This is a genomic window from Helcococcus bovis, assembly GCF_046035835.1.
Taxonomy (GTDB): domain Bacteria; phylum Bacillota; class Clostridia; order Tissierellales; family Peptoniphilaceae; genus Helcococcus; species Helcococcus bovis.
The window spans coordinates 1-18,559 of sequence record NZ_JBFNGB010000004.1; the positions used below are offsets into that span (position 1 = coordinate 1).

The following is an 18,559-nucleotide window of genomic DNA, read 5'->3' on the forward strand; positions in this document are numbered from 1 at the left end:
TTTTGTAATAGCTTTTTTTGTTTATATTTTCTTGTTTTATATTTTTATTAAATTTTTGTAATTTAAAGGCTATCTTTTATTTTTGTAACAACCCCTTATTTCAATTATTTTTTTCTATAAAATCAAATACTTTATTCCAGTATTCTCTATTTGAAATATAAATAGATTTAGTATGACCTGCACCTTTTGATACGAATTTGTCTTTAACACCATTAGTTTTGGCTTCATAAAGTTTATTCATCATTTCAAATGGTACAAAATCATCTTTATCACCATGAATGAATAATATTGGTTTTGAGGATTTTTTTACAGCATCTATTGCAGAAGCATCACTAAACTTGTATCCAGCCATTATTCCTGAAAATAAATTTGATGTATACATTATAGGAAATTGTGGTAAATTAAATCTAAGTTTTAATTCTGATGAAAATATATCCCATGCACTTGTATAACCGGAATCTTCAATAAATAATTTTACTTGTTTTGGAGTGTTTTCTCCCGCAACCATCATTGTTGTAGCCGCCCCCATAGACATTCCATGAAGAATAATTTCAGCGTTAGGATTTTTGTCTATTATCCAATTAATCCATAGTAAAATATCATTTTTTTCTAAAAAACCCATTCCAACATAATTTCCTTCAGAGTTTCCGGATGCTCTTAAATCAGGGTTTAGTATATTATATTTATTTTCAAAATATTTTTGAGCATAATCATAATTATGGGTATGATTTGTTCTGTAACCATGAAGTAAAATAACCCATTTATCTGATTTGTTCTCAAAATAGTACCCTTTTAATTTTAAATTATCATTTGATGTTATCTCTGCTTCTTTTTCTTTATTTGTATTTAAGAATTCTTTAGTTAATTCTTTTTGTTTTTTGTAATTATCTTTATTATTTATTGAAACTATGTTTGTTTTTACATTTCTATTCTTACCATCGCCCTTTTTTGCAAGAGCATAATTCACTAAAAACGCTGATGCTACTCCTAGTAATATTAATAAAATTATTAATAATGATAATGCATATAATTTTAATTTGAATTTTAAGCTTTTCTTTTGCATTTAACTTTTTCCTCTAAATATTTTATAGTTTTATTTTCTATAATAACATCTTTATAAGTTTTTATAAATACTGCACCATAAATAATAATTTGGCAAATACCTAGCAACCACACTAATGTTACTAATATACTTCCCAAGGATCCATAATAGCTAGGAGATCTTTGTAAAGTATCATTTGTGAATTTATAGAAAAAGGTAATTAATCCTATACCTAAAGTTGCTATAATAGAACCGATAAGTGATAGCTTAAACGAAATTCTTTTTCCTTTTTCAAATGATGGAGCATATCTATAAAAAAATACAAATAATACTATGGAAATAATCATAGGCATTAAATATCCAATTCCATCTATTAGAAAATTAGAAATATTGTTAATTATAAGTATATTATCTGTAAAGCTTTTAAAAATAGATAGTATCTTTTCATTATATACGGAAAATAGTAATAAAGATCCAATGACTATCATGAAACCTATTGTATAAAATACTGAAAAAATTACTTCATAATATGGAATTTTACCTTCTGTATTAACATCAAATATCTTATTTAATGATTTAATTAAACCTAAAAAACCTCTTGAACCTAACCAAATGGATGATCCAATAGCAATTAAAGATAAAGAAGAAGATTGTCCATTAAAAATACTTTTTACTATAGGCATAAATATTTTATTGACATCATTTGGTAAACTTTTCATAAGATCATAAATAAATGATTCAAAATTTGGTGTAACATAAACCAAAACTTGAGAAAGAAAAGCAAGTAGAGGAATGAATGAAAGTAATAGATAATAAGCTAAAAATGTTGATGCTAAATCTGATTCACTTACACTCATAAGTTTTATAAAGTATCTAATAAAATTTTTTAATTTTTTCATAAATTTCCCTTTCATATTTTTATGTCAAATTCATATATTAATACTATACCATAAAGCTGTAAGTTATAAAAATCTAGAATTATATGTTATAATTTTGATGAGGTGTATATGGAAAGAGATGATAAAGAAAAGTTATTAATTGAAAAAAGAAATAAAAGATATAGAAAAAGAAATAGAAATGTAAAATACAATTATAAAAAAATTTCAATTTTTGTTTCTATTCTAGTATTATTTATAATTTTAGTATTATTTATTATCACTAAAATATTTAGTGTTAAAGGTAATTTGGCAAGTAAATCAGATAATAAAAAGAGTACAAATGAAATAATTACTACTGCCAAAAATTTGAAAAATGATGAAAAAAGTAATGAAACTGCTGAGGCTTTAATAAAAAAGATTGAAAATGTTATAAAAAATGCAGAAAATGTGCTGATTACTGAAATTAATTCATATATAGATACGCAAAAATTGAATAAAAAAAATGTAAATATAGCATATGAAAATTTAAATGATAAAGATAAAAAAATTATAAAAATTAGCGAAACTAATTTGATTCCTATGAGAAATAATAATGTTTTTATAATTTCAATGATTGCTGAAGATTTATATAAAGAAAAAAAATTAGATTATAGTATGAATATTGATATATCAAAATTTGTAGAAAAAGATGAAAAAAAATCTATAACATTACAGGATTTGATTAGTGATATGATTATAAAAGGTGGCGATTGGAGAATTAAATTAGTATTACAAACATTAAATAAAAATGTAAATGGAGACTGGAAGACATACGCCAATAATAAGTATAAAATATTAATAAGTAAAGAAAATGAAATGAAAATTGAAGATATTTTTAAGATGTTAAATTTAGCTTTAAGTAAAAAAGATAAAGAATCATTTTATCCAAACACTTATATTAATATTATTAATTCTGCACAGCATTATGATAGTGTGTATAAGTTAAACTTAGACAATTTCATGGGTTTTGTTGGAAGTTATGAATATGGATACAATCTAGAATTAGGATTTATTTTAGGGGAAAAACCATTTATGTTTTTAATACAAAGTGACTATTCAGATGCAGCTATTTCAGCTAATTTAAGAGAAATTTTACTAAATTGGAATGGAAAATATAACAAATAGTTGACATTTAAAATATAAATTGTTAATATATGTTTATTAAATGCAGAGAAAAGAAGAGTATTTATATCCTCTTTATTTACAGAGAGTCTAGTAAGGTGAAAGTAGACAATAAAAGATATAAAAAATAAAGACTTTGAGCAGCGTTTCGGATATAATAGTTGATGAGGCGACGTGGTTTGCACGTTATAGCAAAGGAGTATGATAGTACTTGCTAAGGTATATATTGTGAAATATATACAAATTTAGGTGGTAACACGGAGTTTATGCACTTCGTCCTAAGTCGAAAGACGGGACGAGGTGTTTTTTAGTTTAAATCGAAAGATTATCTATCTGAACTAAATAAATATATTTTTTGGAGGAAAAATGAGAAAGAGAGTTTTTACATTATTACTTTTATTTGTTACAGTTTTAGGGTTTATTCCTACTATTAATACAAATGCTAGTAATAGAAAAGTTTTAAGAGTTGGAATGGAAGCTGCGTATGCTCCATTTAATTGGACTCAAAAGGATAATTCAAATGGAGCAGTGCAGATAGAAGGATCAAGTGAATATGCAAATGGATATGATGTTCAAATTGCAAAAATAATTGCTAATAAATTAGGGATGGATGTTGTGGTAGTTAAAACAGAGTGGGATGGATTATTACCTTCTGTTCAATCAGGGAAAATTGATGCAATTATAGCAGGTATGAGTCCTACCGCTGAAAGAAAAAAAGAATTAGATTTTACACAAAATTATTATGAATCAAAGCTAATATTGGTAACTAAAAATGGTGGAAAATACTCAAATGCAAAAAGTATTAATGATTTAAATGGAGCAAATATAGTTGCTCAATTAAATACATTCCATGACACAGTAATTGACCAAATTCCAGGGGTAAATCATGGAAAGCCGATGACTGATTTTTCAGCGATGAGGGTAGCTGTTGAAAGTGGAAAAGTTGATGCATATGTAGCTGAAAAACCAGAAGGGGTTTCAGCTGAAAACTCTAATAAAGCTTTCAAATATATTGAATTAAATCCAGGATTTAAGACAAATCCAGAAGATACGTCCATAGCAATTGGCTTAAAAAAAGGTTCAGAACTTCTAGCTCCTATGAATAAAATTCTTGCAGAAATTAGTTCAGAAGAAAAAGAAAAAATAATGGACAATGTAATTAATATACAATTAGGGAAAGTACCAGAAGAAAGTATTTGGGATATAGCTGTAAATAACAAAGCTTCATTTATTTCAGGTACAATTAATACGATTTTAATATCTTTAATAGGTACAATTATTGGTCTTTTAATCGGTATGTTAGTTGGTATAATAAAAACAATTCCAAAAGTGAAAAATGTAATCTTAAACATTCTTGTAAATATAGCGAAACTAATAGCAAATATTTACGTTCAAGTTACAAGAGGTACTCCAATGATGGTACAAGCTGTGTTATTCTACTATGGTTTACAGCTATTTTATAATATAAATATGTCTCCAATGGCATCAGCATTCATAATTGTATCTGTAAATACAGGAGCATATATGGCTGAGGTTGTAAGAGGAGGAATCAATTCTATCGATAAAGGACAAGTTGAAGCAGCGAAAGCCTTGGGAATGAATCACTTACAAACAATGATTTATGTAATCTTACCACAAGTGTTTAGAAATATCATTCCTAATATAGGAAATGAATTTATAGTTAACATAAAGGATACATCAGTACTTAACGTAATATCGGTACAAGAATTATTTTTCTCAACAAAATCAATAGCTGGTGCAAATTTTAAATTCTTCCAAACATATTTCATAACATCAGTAATATATTTGGCATTAACATTGAGCATAACATCACTATTGCACTTACTTGAAAGATATTTGAGAGGAAATTCTTCATACAAGAAAATAGAACACGATGTGTTAAGTAGTAGTAATTAGGAGGAAATATGAGTATATTAGAAGTAAAAAATATTCACAAGTCATTTGGAGAAAATGAAGTATTAAAAGGTATTGATTTTTCTGTTAATGAAGGTGAAGTAATCACAATTATTGGATCTTCAGGGTCTGGGAAATCTACACTTTTGAGATGCTTAAATCTCCTTGAAGAACCAAATTCTGGCAAAATTATATTTGAAGGTCAAAATATTTTAGATAACAATATCGACCATAATAAACATAGAAAGAATTTAGGGATGGTATTTCAACAATTTAACCTGTTTGACAATATGAATGTTTTGAAAAATTGTATAATTGGACAAACTAAAGTCCTAAATAAAAGTCAAAAAGATGCTGAAGAAAAAGCAAAGTATTACTTAAATTTAGTAGGAATGAATGCTTTTCAAAATGCAAAACCATCACAACTTTCTGGTGGGCAAAAACAAAGAGTTGCAATTGCAAGAGCATTGGCAATGGAACCTAAAGTTTTACTTTTTGATGAGCCAACATCAGCACTTGATCCAGAAATGGTTGGAGAAGTATTAAATACAATGAAGCAATTGGCTGATTTAGGTTTTACAATGATAGTAGTTACACACGAAATGGAATTTGCAAGAAAAGTTTCTGATAGAGTAGTATTTATGGAAAAAGGTAAAATTTTAGAAGATTTACCAGCAGAAGAAATGTTTACAAATCCAAAATTTGAAAGAACAAGAGAATTCTTGAAATTAGTATAATTATATAATAAGAGATATAGACGGAAATTAAACGTTTGTATCTCTTTTTTATTTAGATTTGGTAAATATGTAGTGATTTATCGAAAAAGATTTGGTAAATATGAAAATAAAGAAGTATTAAAATGTTTTACAGGAAGATATATTGTTTGAAATTATCTGGAATGCTGTAAAAAAATAATTAAACAAGAGATTAGAATAAAATTATCTAATCTCTTTATTTTTTATGTTAAAATATAATAAAATAATATTGAGGAATAGGAGAAAATTATGAAAAGAGAAGATGTACAAATCGAACAAACATGGGATATTTCTTTGATTTATAAAACAGTTGAAGAATATGAACAACAAGTAGAAAAATATAAAAATTTAATCTTGAAATTTGTTGAAAATTATAAAGGAAAAATTAATTCATTAGAAATATTATCTCAATCAATAAGAGATATGATCGAATTTTCAGAGATAGCTTCAAAGATTAATCATTATGCAACTTTACCAGTTGAAGCCAATACACTTGATGAAGAAGCTGAAAATAGAGCAAATGATCTATATCAAGTATTTGCAGAATATGATGCAATGTTGAGTTTTTATGAAAGTGAAATTTTAGAATTAGATACAGAAATTTTGGAAGAAGCAAAAAAAGAAAATGATTTTAAGGTATTCATCGAAGATATTTTGGAACAAAAAGCACATACATTAAGTCCTGATGTTGAAAAAGCATTGAAGAGCTTATCACCAATACTAAGCGCTCCATATAGACTATATGGAGAAACAAAATTTAAGGATATTGCATTCCCGGATTTTGAAGCAAATGGTGAAAAACATTCCTTGACATATAACAAATTTGAAGGAAGCTTGGAATATGATAAGAATACAGAAGTTAGAAGAAATGCATTTGAAGCATTTTCAAAAACGTTAAGAAAATATGAAAATACAACAGCTTCAGTATACAACACACAAGTTCAAAAAGAAAAGATTATTTCAAAATTAAGAGGATATGATTCAGTATTTGATTATTTATTAAGTGGTCAAAAAGTTTCAAAAGAATTATACAATAGACAAATGGATGTAATCATGGAAGAGCTTGCACCACATATGAGAAAATATGCAAGTATCCTAAAAAGAATCCACCAATTAGATACTTTAAAATATTCTGACTTAAAAATGGAAGTAGATCCAGATTATTCAAAGAAAGTTTCATATCAAGAAGCTGAAAAATATGTTTTAGAAGGATTATCAATTCTTGGAGATGACTATTTATCAATAATGAAAGAAGCCTTTGAAAATAGATGGATTGACTATGTAGATAGTGAAGGAAAATCAACAGGGGCATTTTGTGCATCACCATATGGCACAAATTCATACATTTTGATGTCATTTAATGAAAATATGTCAGATGTGATGACTTTAGCTCACGAATTAGGACACGCTGGACACTTCCAATTGACACACGAACACCAAAGTATCTTAAATTCAGATCCTTCAATGTATTTTGTTGAAGCACCATCAACAACAAATGAATTAATCGTTGAAAATCACTTGTTAAATATGGCAGAGAAGGAAAATGATTTAAGAATGAAGAGATGGGTGTTATCTCAAATGGTTGCAAAGACATACTATCACAACTTTGTAACACACTTGTTAGAAGCATATTATCAAAGAGAAGTTTATAAATTAGTTGATGAAGGTAGACAAGTTAATGCTAAAATCTTAAATAACATTTTCAAGGAAACATTGGAAAAATTTTGGGGAGATGTAGTTGAACTTGTAGACGGATCAGAATTAACATGGATGAGACAACCACACTATTACATGGGACTATATCCATACACATATTCAGCAGGACTGACAATCGGTACACAAGTTTCTAAAAAGATAAGAGCAGAAGGTCAAGAAGTTGCAAATCAATGGAAAGAAGTTTTAAAACTTGGTGGATCAAAATCACCTCAAGAATTAGCTCAATTAGCTGGAGTTGATGTATCAACAGATACTCCATTAAAAGACACAGTAGCATACATTGGATCTTTAATTTCAGAAATAGAAGAAATTTCAGTGAAATTAGGAGAAATTTAATATTAAGAGTTTGCTTAAGATTTTATCCTTTATTTTAGGGAGTTTAAATCGTATTAGCAAACTCTTATTTTTATATAATTACATTTTTGTTAGAAAATTGTAAATATGAGAACATTATAATAACATATGAGTAAATAGGGAGGATATATTATGAAAAAAATTAAAAAATTAAGTTTATTATTGGTTGTGTTTACAGTTTTATTTACTTCGTGTGGTGTATTTGGTCAAAAGACGCCAAAACAAATCCAACAAAATGTGATGAATTATTATAAAGATTATAAGATGATAGAAGCGAATTTAAGTTTAAAACAAAAAAATAAGAAGATAAAAAATATTGAGGATGATTTAAAAGCGGATTTGAAAATTGATTCAAATAAGAAGGTATTTGCTAATTTACAAAATAAAAATTTTAGTCCTTCAGTTTATTTTGATTTTTCTAAATTAAATAGTGTTAAGTTTTATATAAATATGTTTGGTCAATGGAATAAAACTGAACAAGATTTAACTCAAATGTTAGACCAATCAAAAATATCAGGTAAAACAAATGAGGATAAAATCTTAACTTCAATAAATCAATTATTTGAACGTAAGGTATTTACAGTTTTAAAGGAAAGTTCTAATTATGTGCTATCTACAAATTTATTAAAAATTAAAGAAGAATTAGCAGGAGATTTTGAAAAAGATCCATTAAAAAAAGATGAGGTATTTAATGAAGATAACAAAGTTGAAATTAAAGTAGATGCATCAAATTATTCAATTAAGGAAATTAAAGTTTATAACAAAGATATAGAGTTAAATATATCAGAAGTTAAAAAGGTTAATGGTGAAGTTACGCTTCCGAATGAAGCATTGAATGGAGAAGAAATTAGGTAAAAATTTGTTAGCTTTTATTACAGTAGAAATTGGAAATTACGGACAAAATAAGTGAAAAAGCTGAATTTGTCTGCTTTTATTTTAGGTAAATACAGGAAATTACGGATAAAATGAGGCACAAAGCTAAATCTGTCTGCTTTTATAGCAATTGGGTACCAAAAATTACGGATAAAAATTGAAAAAATTAGTAATTTGTCTGCTCTGTACAAATAAATAACAAAATTTTACGGACAAGAATGTATAAATCAGGTAATCCGTTTGCTTTTTTACATAATTGATACAAAATTTTACGGACAGAAATAGTTAAAACAAGATATCTATCTGCTTTCGTAAATTTAAATAGATAAAAAGCAAATGCTAGTTATGAATATATTTAAAAATAAAACTTCCAATAGCCGAATTTGCTGCTTGATTAAAAGTAAGCATTATTGGCGATGGAAGTTTTTATTTTTATTATAATTCTTTATTTTTTACTGATTCAGCAATTTGATCTGCTAATTTTTCTAATTCTGGTCTCTTTGTTTCATCTAATGATGATGAGAAACTTAACATGTCAGGATTTAAAACATTCATATTTTTCATTGAATTAAATTCGTCCAACATAATCTTACCAGCTCTTGATGCCCATGAACCATTTTCAATGATTGCAACGTCTCTATTTTGTACATTTAACATTTTCATATCTTGAATTAATGCATGAACTGTTGGATATAGTGTCATGTTGTATGTTACTGATGTGAATACCATGTGAGATAATCTAAACGCGTCAGCTATAATGTATGAAAGATGTGTTTTTGATGCATCATAAACTTTAACATTTGTAATGCCTCTTTGTACTAATAGTGAAGCCATTAAGTAAGCTACTTCTTCTGTATGTCCGTACATTGAACCGTAAACGATCAATACACCTTTTTCTTCTGGAGTGTATGTTGCCCATTTTTTGTATTTTTCAATTAATGTGCCTAGATTTTTTCTCCAAACTGGACCGTGTAATGGAGCAATTGTTTCTATTTCTATTGTTGCAGCTTTTGCTAAAACATTCATAACTGGTTTACCGTATTTACCTACGATATTTGTGAAGTATCTTCTTGCGTGATCCATGAAGTCTTTTTCAAAATCTAGTTCATCATCAAATAATCTACCATCTAATAATCCAAATGTACCGAATGCGTCTGCTGAGAATAATACTTTTGTTGATATATCATATGTGAACATTACTTCTGGCCAGTGAACCATAGGAGCTTCAACGAATGTTAATGTGTGGCTGCCTAAACTTAATGTATCTCCTTCTTTTACAGCTGTATGAGGTACATCATCTACTGGGAATCCAAAGTTTCTACAAAATTCTACAGCTTTAGCTGTCATGTAGTAGTGAGCTTTTGGATATCTGTACATTATTTCACCTAATGCACCAGCATGATCTGGTTCCATGTGATTTACAATAACAACATCTAAATCTCTACCATTTAGTAAATGTTCAATATTTTCTAAGAATTGTTCTGCAAATCCCCATTCAACAGTATCAAATAAACATGTTTTTTCATCTAAAATCATGTATGAATTGTATGTAACACCTTCTGGTAGAGGATGTAAATTTTCAAATCTGTGTGTTTTGTTGTCGTTTACACCAATATACCAAGTATCTTTTGCTATTTGTCTTACGTTATGCATATTTTCCTCCCTATATTTTTATGCTATTTTTATTGTATCATAATATTATAATTTTTCTTGTATTTTTTTTAAGAAAATATTTATAAATTCTTTTAAGTCTGCAACTATTCCATAATCACAATTACTGAAAACTTTAGCATGTCTATCTGTATTAATTGCAATTATTGTATTTGCATTTTTAATTCCATTTAAGTGATGAATTGAACCGGATAGCCCAAGAGCAAAGTAAATATTTCCATTGAACTTTTTACCAGTAGAACCTATATATCTATCATTTGGCATCCATTCAAGCTCTTCAGAAATAGGTCTTGTACATCCAATTGTTGCATTTATAATTTTAGCAAGTTTTTCAATTTCGGTAATATTATCTCTATCTTCAATACCTAGCCCAAATGAAACAATATTTTCAGCAGATTCTATATCACCATATAAATCTTGAGATATTTTTGAACTTTTAATATCATCTAAAATATAATTTATAAGTTCATCTACGTTTTTTTCAAGATCATTATTTTCTAAAATAATTAATTTACGTTTTTTAATATTTATATCATTTGTGTTTTTATTTAGAATATCTACACATGCGATTTTTTCAATTATTTTATCAGTAATTAATAAGTTTATATTTTCTAAATCTGAGTTAAAAATATTATTAAAGTTAATGTCTTTTTTAGATCTAAGTTTACTTATTAATTCTTTATTGTCAGAATTTAACAGAAATTCAAGGTTTATAATTTCCACTGCTAACTTTTCATTAAATGATTTTGCTAATAAAGATTCTTTTGAAGTATCTAATCCATTAGATTTCATTTCTGCTGCTCTGTATGTTAGTAGTTTAGCTGCTTCAATATTTGCACTTATTTCAGAAAAATTTTGAAGTATTTCTGAATTATTACTTAAATCTTTTATTTTTGTTAGCGCTAAAATTATTTTATCATACGAATCAAGAGATATACCCAAATAATGTGCTGCTAACGAAAGGTGATTTTCAATAAGCAAACTAATACAAATTTCATATCCACTATTAAAGTCTCCTAATACGTTTGTTCTAGGGATTTCAACGTTATTAAACGATACATAAGTATGTTTATCATCTTTTTCTATCTCTATTCCACTTAAATCCTTCTCAACTACTAAAAGTGATAAGTTTCCTGATTCATTTTTAGCTAAAACAAGAAATAAATCAGTTTCTTTTGAACCATATGAAAAATATTTTTTACCATTAAGTATTAAATACTTTTCCTTTTTAACGATTTTTGTTTTTGATTTTTTTAAGTCTAAATTGTATTTTTCTTCTAACAATAAAATGGAAGCAATTAATTCACCTTTATCAACAGGACTTAAATACTTCATTTTTTGATTAAAATTTCCATACTTAAATAATCCATTTATGAAAAAATTATTAGAAATAATACTAAATGAAGCATTAGGATTAATTTTTGATATTTCCTGAATTGCTAAAACTTGATTTATATAATCCTTTCCAAATCCTCCATATGCTTTAGGACTGTGAAAACCAAATAATTTATCATCTTTTAATTTTTTTAAAATATTTTTTGAAAATGTATTTTCTATTAAAAAATTATTCGCCCAAATTTTTATTTTATTTTCGTATTCTACGTATTTATCTTTTAAATTGTAAAGCATTTCTTACCTCACTTTTAAGTTATATATTTATTATACTAATCAAATATAAATTAATAAAGGATTAATTTTAATATTATGATAAAATGTAGTAAAAGGAGGATTTATGTCAAGTTATTTTAAAACAATAGAAGAACAAATTAATATTTTAAAATCCAGAGGATTAGTAATAGAAAACGAGGAATATGCAAAAGATATTTTATTAAGATATAACTATTACAAAATAATAAATGGTACATATAAATTTTTAATTGATAAAGAAACAAATATGTATAAAAAAGGAACAAATTTTAATGATTTAGTAGACTTGCATGAATTTGATAAAGAGTTAAAAAAGATTTTGATATCTGCAATGTTGGAAATTGAAAGAATTTCAAGAAGTATTATTTCATATAAATTTGTCGAAAAATATCCTCAACCAGGGGCATATTTAAATCCGAAAAATTATGATTCTAAAGATATTGAATACGTAAATATAAATATTGAAAGAATGCAAGAATCAATTCAAAAATTTGAAGAAGAGAAAAATTACAACAGAAGCATTAAATATTATTTATCAAAATATAATTCTGTTCCATTTTGGTTTATTGTAAATTTTATGACGTTCGGAAATATTATAAATATATATGATACTTTTGATTATTCATTAAAAGAAAAAATTGCTGATGAATTCCAAAAGTTTGTTGAAGAGAATATTGAAAAAAATATAGATGGGCACTTAACTCCATCACAATTAGAATCATTTTTAAAAAATGCTAAAGATATAAGAAATATATGTGCGCATGATAATTTAATACTTGATTTTGAATTTAATACAATTGAATATTTTTCAGTTATACATGAAGTTTATAATATTAAGCCTTCAGATAAAAGAAATAGATTATTTGATACTGTAGTTGTATTGCAAGCATTGTTACCTAAAAACTATTATGTAGAAACTGAAATGAAGATTAAGTCAGAAATTCAAAGATTAAAGGAAAATGTTGATGAATCAGTATTTGAAAATGTTATGCAACATATAGGATATAAAAGGGGTTAAAATGAAGATAATGCATTTAGCAGATCTACATATAGGCAAAAATGTAGATGGTTATTCAATGATAGAAGATCAGATTTATGCTTTAAATGAGATAATAAAATTATTAAAATCTGAAATAGTAGATACTCTTTTAATTGCTGGAGACATATATCAAAATTTTGTTCCATCGGCAGATGCGATTAAAGTTTTTGATGATTTTATAACATCAGTAAAAAAATTAAATGTTAAAATTTTAATTATTAGTGGAAATCATGATTCATCAGAAAGATTATCATTTGCATCGGATATTTTATCAAGTTCTGAAATATATATATCTAGACCATTTAGTGGGGAAATCCAAAAGATTTCTTTTAATGATAAATATGGAAAAATTAATTTTTATTTATTTCCTTATGTCAAGCCAAGTCAAGTTAGACAGTTTTATCCGGAAGAAAAAGTTGATGACTATAGTGATGCAGTAAGAATTGTTTTGGATAATATTGATATTGATAAAGAAGAAAGAAATATAATTTTATCGCATCAATTTATATTAAATGCTACACTTTCGGAATCTGAAGAAATATATGCTGGACTTTTAGAAGCGGTACCGGATTATCTATATGATAAATTTGATTATATTGCTATGGGACATATTCATAAAAAACAATCATTCTTAAATGGGAAGTTGAGATATCCTGGATCGCTCTTAAAATATTCGGCAAGTGAAACAGGATATGATAAATCAATTACTTTAATTAATGTTAAGGAAAAGGGAAATTTAGAAATATATGAGAAAAAGATAAATTTTCTTAGGGATATGAGAACTATTAAAGGGGAATTTGAATATATTATAAAAAAATCAATTAATGACCAAAATAAAGATGATTATATACATTTAGTTTTAGAAGATGAAGATGATATATTAGATGGAATGCAGAAAATTAGAAAAATATATCCTAATACTTTAACAATGAAATATATAAATAAAACAAATGGAAATGACAGCTTTGATGATTTAGAAAAAACTATAAAAAATAAAAGCCCATTAGAAATTTTTGAAGAATTTTATCATCAAAAAACAGGAAAATATTTAACTGAAGATAAGAAAAAAATTATGAGTGATATAATTGAAAAAATATGGAGTGATAATGAAAATAATTAATCTTACAATGCAAGCATTTGGTCCATTTAAGGATAAAATAAGTATTGATTTTGATAAGTTTAATAATGGAGTGTATTTAATAAGCGGAAATACTGGATCGGGAAAAACAACTATTTTTGATGCGATAACATTTGCACTATTTGGAGATTCAAGTGGTGGAGAAAGAGATGAAAGCATGATTAGATTTGTTGCTTCAGATCCTAGCGTTGAAACTTATGTAAAACTTGAGTTTGAATATAAAGGAAAAATAGTTAAAATTAGACGTACTCCAAAATATGAAAGAGAAAAAAAGCGAGGGGAAGGACTAACTTCAAAAGGTAGTAAAAAAACGATTGTGGAAGTTTCTGATGGAAAAATAATTGATGATTTAAAAGAAGCTGATCAGTTTATTATAAATTTATTAGGAGTTGATTCTATTCAGTTTAGACAAATAGTGATGTTAGCTCAAGGTAATTTTATGAAATTATTAAAAGCATCAAATGAAGAAAAGTCTAAGCTTTTTAGAAAAATATTTTTCACGGAAAAATATAACAAATTAGAGTTTGAAATTTCAAATAAATTAAAGGAAATATCAAAAAAAAGAGATGAATTAAAAAGCGTTAGAGATGAGATTTTAAGCAATTTTAAATATGATATTGAAAATCAGGAAAAATTTGAGGAATCAAAAAATATATCTATAGAAGAAGTTATAAATAATATTAATACTGTAAATGAAAAATATGCACTACAATATGATTTATTAAGTGAGAAAATTTTAAAATTACAAAAAGTGATTGATTCAAAAAAATACTTATTTGAAAAAGTTGAATCATATAATTTAACAAAAGAAAAAATTACAAAATTAGAAGATCAATTTGAAAATATAAATTTAAATTTTATTAAGTATAAAGAAAAATATAATAATATATCAACTATTGAAAAAGATCTTGAAAATATAAATTCAAAAATAAATCAACTTAATATTGAAAAGGAAAAATTTATTAAATTAAATGATATTAATAAAAAAATAGAAGTTGAGCAAGAAAATCATGTGAAAATATCTAAAAATATTAGCTTAAAAAAAGAAATTTTATATAATATCAATAATCAGATTTCAGAGATTGATGATTTTTTGAAAAATAATAAAAATGTTGAAAAACAAATATCAGATAATAAATTAAAGATAAAAGATTTAGAATTATCTATTAATAGTTTAGAAAAATATACAGAAATAATAAATAATGTGCTAAAAGAGGAAAGAAATAAAGATAATTTAATAAAGGAATACGAAAAGCTAAAACCAGTTATTAAAAAAAAACATGCGAAATATGAAGATGCAGAAGAAGTATTTTTTGAATCTCAAGCAGGTATTTTAGCAAAAAATTTAGACGAAGGCATGCCTTGTCCTGTTTGTGGATCTTTAGAACATCCAAATTTAGCTAAGTTTAAGGATGACTTACCTGATAAAAAATTTGTAGATAAGTTAAAAAAAGAATTTGAAAAATATCGAAATGAACTTGAAAATATAAAAAATGAAATAAATTCTTCTGATAAAACAATAAATATATATAATAATCAAATTTTAGAATTTAATGAATATAAAGATTTAAATAACAATGAATCACTAATTTTAAGTGAAAAACTGAATAATGATTACAAATTATTAAAAATTGAAAAATCAAATTTAGAAAATATCGAAAAATTAATTGTAGAAAAAAATATTGAAAAAGAAGATATTTTAGACAGTAAGAAAAAAATTGAGTATGAGCTAAAAGAATTAAATGATAATATAATTAAATTTGATCAAAATATTAAAAACTTGAATGAACAAAAAAATGAAGAAATTAATAAATTAGGAAATAAGTCAGAAGTAGATGTTGATAAAAAAATGAGTGATTTAATGGAGAATAAGAAAACTTATACTGAAGAGATAAATGTTATTCGTGAAAAATATTTGGAATACTCAAAAAATCACACAGAAATTTCAAAAACATTAGAGCTGCTTAAGTTACAACTTGACGATAAATATAATGTTGATATTAATGATTTAGAAATTGAATTGAGGGAATTAGAGATTAAATTAAAATATGAAAATATGACAATGTCAGATATTCATTTTAATTTAGAAATTAATAAAACACAATTGAAAAAATTACAAAATAACTTAGATAATTCTAAGAGTGTTGAAAAGAAATATTTAAGCATACTTGAATTAAATGATGTTATTAAAGGTAAAGTAAGTGGGACATCAAGAATTAAATTTGAAACTTTTGTGCAAACTATATTTTTAGATGAGATTTTATATCATGCAAATTTGAGATTTAATAAAATGACAAATGAAAAATATAGTCTTAAGAGAAAAACTGAGGCAAGTAATCTTATGGAACAGTGGGGGCTGGATTTAGAGGTGGTAGATCATCATAATAGGAGTGAAAGAAATATTAATACTTTATCAGGTGGTGAATCATTTCAAGCTGCTCTTTCTCTTGCTTTAGGTTTATCAGATGTTGTTCAAATGCAAAGAGGAGGTATTGAATTAAATTCAATGTTTATTGATGAAGGATTTGGAACTCTGGATAGAGATACACTTTCAAAGGTTATGTCAACATTATTTGATATTAGTCAAAATAATAAATTGATAGGAATAATTTCTCATGTGGAAACATTAAAAGAGCAAATAGATAAGAAAATTTTAGTGGAAAAATCTGTTGATGGTGTATCAACTTTAATTTAAAACATAAATAAGGAGCTTTGGGCTCCTTAATTTACTCGATCGATGTCACCTATGAATTTATAAATATGGGTGAGAGTAATCCATAGAGATAAAATTATAAATTCACTATACTATTGACAGCTCTAAATAGTCTGGTATCTAAGAAGGCGGTGACTCCGCCTTAGACAAACACTTCTTTTAGAGAGGACTAAAGGAAGTGTTAGTGATATCAACTCCATGTATATATAATACAACAGAATTTATAATTTGTTAATGTCATTATTGTTACAAAAATTTAATACTTTTTCAAAAAAATGGTACTATTTTGAAAGATACTCATTCATCACGTCTTCAGGTACTAAATTTCCACCAGTTGCCCAACAAATATGGGTAATATTTTCTAATTTATTCATTAAATTATGATCTTCTAAATATTTTTTAGCATTTTCATAATTGAATAAATCAACAGATGCATCAATTGAAGCACATGATGAAGGTTCGATTCTAATATCTTCTAAATTATTTAGATTTTTTAAGTGTTCAAATAAAACATCATCATTACAAGTAAATACACCACTTAAAAGGGTTTCCATTGTGTAACCTGAGAATTTTGAAGGTCTTGCAACTGAAAGTCCGTCTGCTTCAGTGATTCCATCGATTCCTAAATCATGAACCGAAACGTTTGAATGAAGTTTTGTTGAAGCACCTATCAAGAAACTTGGAATATGTGTTGTTTCAACAAAAAATGCGTGTACATTATCGCCTAAAACATTTCTAAAACCAAAAGCAACTCCTCCTGATGAACCACCTACTCCACATGGCATATATAGGAATAGAGGGTGATCTTCATCAACTTTTATATTCATTTCTTCTAATTGTCTCTTAACTCTTAATGCTGCTACTGAGTATCCCTTAAATAATGTTGTTGAATTTTCATCATCAACAAAATAGCTATAAGGATCTTTTATTGAAATTTCCCTTGCTTGAGTTATTGCACTAGAAAATTCTCCGTCATATTCTATTACTGTAGCGCCACGGTTTCTTAGATGTGCTTTTTTCCATTCTTTTGCATCATTTGACATGTGAACAATAGTGTTAAATCCTAATGCTGCACCCATTACACCAACGGAAATACCTAAATTTCCTGTTGATGCAACTTGAACTGTATATTTTGAAAATAGTTCTCTAAAATTTTCATCTGCAAATTGACTATAATCTTTTGTATCATCTATTAAATTATTTTCTCTTGCTAAAATTTCTGCGAAAACTAAAACTTCATACAAGCCACCTCTAGCCTTGATTGAGCCACATACTGGTAAGTGAGAGTCAAGTTTTAGGTATAAATTTCCTTTTAGATTTTTTTCTATTTTATATTTTTTTTCTAAGTTTTCTAAGTGAACTAAAGGAGATTCTAATATTCCTTTTGATTCTTCAACTCCTTCAACATCTGAAAAAAGTTTTACTATTAATGGAGCAAATCTTTCCATTCTTTTTTCGGCATCGATTATATCATCTCTAGTAAATTCAACATTTTCCCATGCTGCATCACCTGTTTTTCTATCTGGATTTATCCAAACTGTTGGTTCTAGATTTGCAACCTTTTCTAGCAATGGATTAATGCCTATTAATTCTTCTTTTGTGTACATTTTGTTAACTCCTTATTTACAATCTACAAATATATATTTTATCAATAAATT

Annotated in this window: 13 protein-coding genes; 8 read left to right on the forward strand and 5 right to left on the reverse strand. The window is 26.1% G+C overall.

What is annotated here, in order from left to right; translation table 11 throughout:
• Nucleotides 1-100 precede the first annotated feature (100 nt).
• Together ABGF48_RS01940 and ABGF48_RS01945 are read right to left on the reverse strand one after the other, a co-directional pair.
• The gene (locus tag ABGF48_RS01940) at nucleotides 101-1,063 is read right to left on the reverse strand and encodes an alpha/beta hydrolase (RefSeq protein WP_408104674.1); all 963 of its coding nucleotides are present in this window, start codon (nucleotides 1,061-1,063) and stop codon (nucleotides 101-103) included.
• The gene (locus tag ABGF48_RS01945) at nucleotides 1,045-1,941 is read right to left on the reverse strand and encodes a YihY/virulence factor BrkB family protein (RefSeq protein ID WP_408104675.1); all 897 of its coding nucleotides are present in this window, start codon (nucleotides 1,939-1,941) and stop codon (nucleotides 1,045-1,047) included. The genes ABGF48_RS01940 and ABGF48_RS01945 overlap by 19 nt, the downstream gene beginning before the upstream one ends.
• A gap of 108 nt (nucleotides 1,942-2,049) precedes the next feature.
• Between ABGF48_RS01945 and ABGF48_RS01950 the strand changes: the two genes are divergently transcribed.
• From ABGF48_RS01950 to ABGF48_RS01970, 5 genes are all read left to right on the forward strand, one after another.
• On the forward strand, nucleotides 2,050-3,084 hold the full coding sequence (locus tag ABGF48_RS01950) for a hypothetical protein (protein ID WP_408104676.1): 1,035 nt from the start codon (nucleotides 2,050-2,052) through the stop codon (nucleotides 3,082-3,084).
• Between the two features lie 363 nt (nucleotides 3,085-3,447).
• Complete coding sequence (locus tag ABGF48_RS01955) at nucleotides 3,448-4,998, forward strand: ABC transporter substrate-binding protein/permease (RefSeq protein ID WP_408104677.1); 1,551 nt, start codon at nucleotides 3,448-3,450, stop codon at nucleotides 4,996-4,998.
• An 8-nt stretch (nucleotides 4,999-5,006) separates the two neighbouring features.
• The gene (locus ABGF48_RS01960) at nucleotides 5,007-5,732 is read left to right on the forward strand and encodes an amino acid ABC transporter ATP-binding protein (protein WP_408104678.1); all 726 of its coding nucleotides are present in this window, start codon (nucleotides 5,007-5,009) and stop codon (nucleotides 5,730-5,732) included.
• A 267-nt stretch (nucleotides 5,733-5,999) separates the two neighbouring features.
• Nucleotides 6,000-7,802, forward strand: coding sequence for an oligoendopeptidase F (pepF, locus tag ABGF48_RS01965; RefSeq protein ID WP_408104679.1), 1,803 nt, complete (start codon nucleotides 6,000-6,002; stop codon nucleotides 7,800-7,802).
• A 150-nt stretch (nucleotides 7,803-7,952) separates the two neighbouring features.
• On the forward strand, nucleotides 7,953-8,675 hold the full coding sequence (locus ABGF48_RS01970) for a hypothetical protein (protein ID WP_408104680.1): 723 nt from the start codon (nucleotides 7,953-7,955) through the stop codon (nucleotides 8,673-8,675).
• A 453-nt stretch (nucleotides 8,676-9,128) separates the two neighbouring features.
• On the opposite strand, the gene ABGF48_RS01975 is transcribed toward ABGF48_RS01970, so the two are convergent.
• Nucleotides 9,129-10,346, reverse strand: coding sequence for an FprA family A-type flavoprotein (locus tag ABGF48_RS01975; RefSeq protein ID WP_408104681.1), 1,218 nt, complete (start codon nucleotides 10,344-10,346; stop codon nucleotides 9,129-9,131).
• A gap of 45 nt (nucleotides 10,347-10,391) precedes the next feature.
• Nucleotides 10,392-11,993 carry an FAD-binding protein gene (locus ABGF48_RS01980; protein WP_408104682.1) on the reverse strand — a complete coding sequence of 534 codons (1,602 nt, stop codon included), beginning with the start codon at nucleotides 11,991-11,993 and terminating at the stop codon, nucleotides 10,392-10,394.
• 103 nt (nucleotides 11,994-12,096) lie between these two features.
• Between ABGF48_RS01980 and ABGF48_RS01985 the strand changes: the two genes are divergently transcribed.
• The 3 genes from ABGF48_RS01985 to ABGF48_RS01995 are packed head-to-tail and all read left to right on the forward strand — an operon-like array spanning nucleotide 12,097 to nucleotide 16,883.
• The gene (locus ABGF48_RS01985; protein ID WP_408104683.1) at nucleotides 12,097-13,029 is read left to right on the forward strand and encodes an Abi family protein; all 933 of its coding nucleotides are present in this window, start codon (nucleotides 12,097-12,099) and stop codon (nucleotides 13,027-13,029) included.
• A gap of 1 nt (nucleotide 13,030) precedes the next feature.
• Nucleotides 13,031-14,170 carry an exonuclease SbcCD subunit D gene (locus tag ABGF48_RS01990; protein ID WP_408104684.1) on the forward strand — a complete coding sequence of 380 codons (1,140 nt, stop codon included), beginning with the start codon at nucleotides 13,031-13,033 and terminating at the stop codon, nucleotides 14,168-14,170.
• On the forward strand, nucleotides 14,157-16,883 hold the full coding sequence (locus tag ABGF48_RS01995) for an AAA family ATPase (RefSeq protein ID WP_408104685.1): 2,727 nt from the start codon (nucleotides 14,157-14,159) through the stop codon (nucleotides 16,881-16,883). Before ABGF48_RS01990 ends, ABGF48_RS01995 begins: the two co-directional genes overlap by 14 nt.
• A gap of 299 nt (nucleotides 16,884-17,182) precedes the next feature.
• On the opposite strand, the gene ABGF48_RS02000 is transcribed toward ABGF48_RS01995, so the two are convergent.
• On the reverse strand, nucleotides 17,183-18,508 hold the full coding sequence (locus ABGF48_RS02000) for a D-serine ammonia-lyase (RefSeq protein ID WP_408104686.1): 1,326 nt from the start codon (nucleotides 18,506-18,508) through the stop codon (nucleotides 17,183-17,185).
• Between the last annotated feature and the right edge of the window lie 51 nt (nucleotides 18,509-18,559).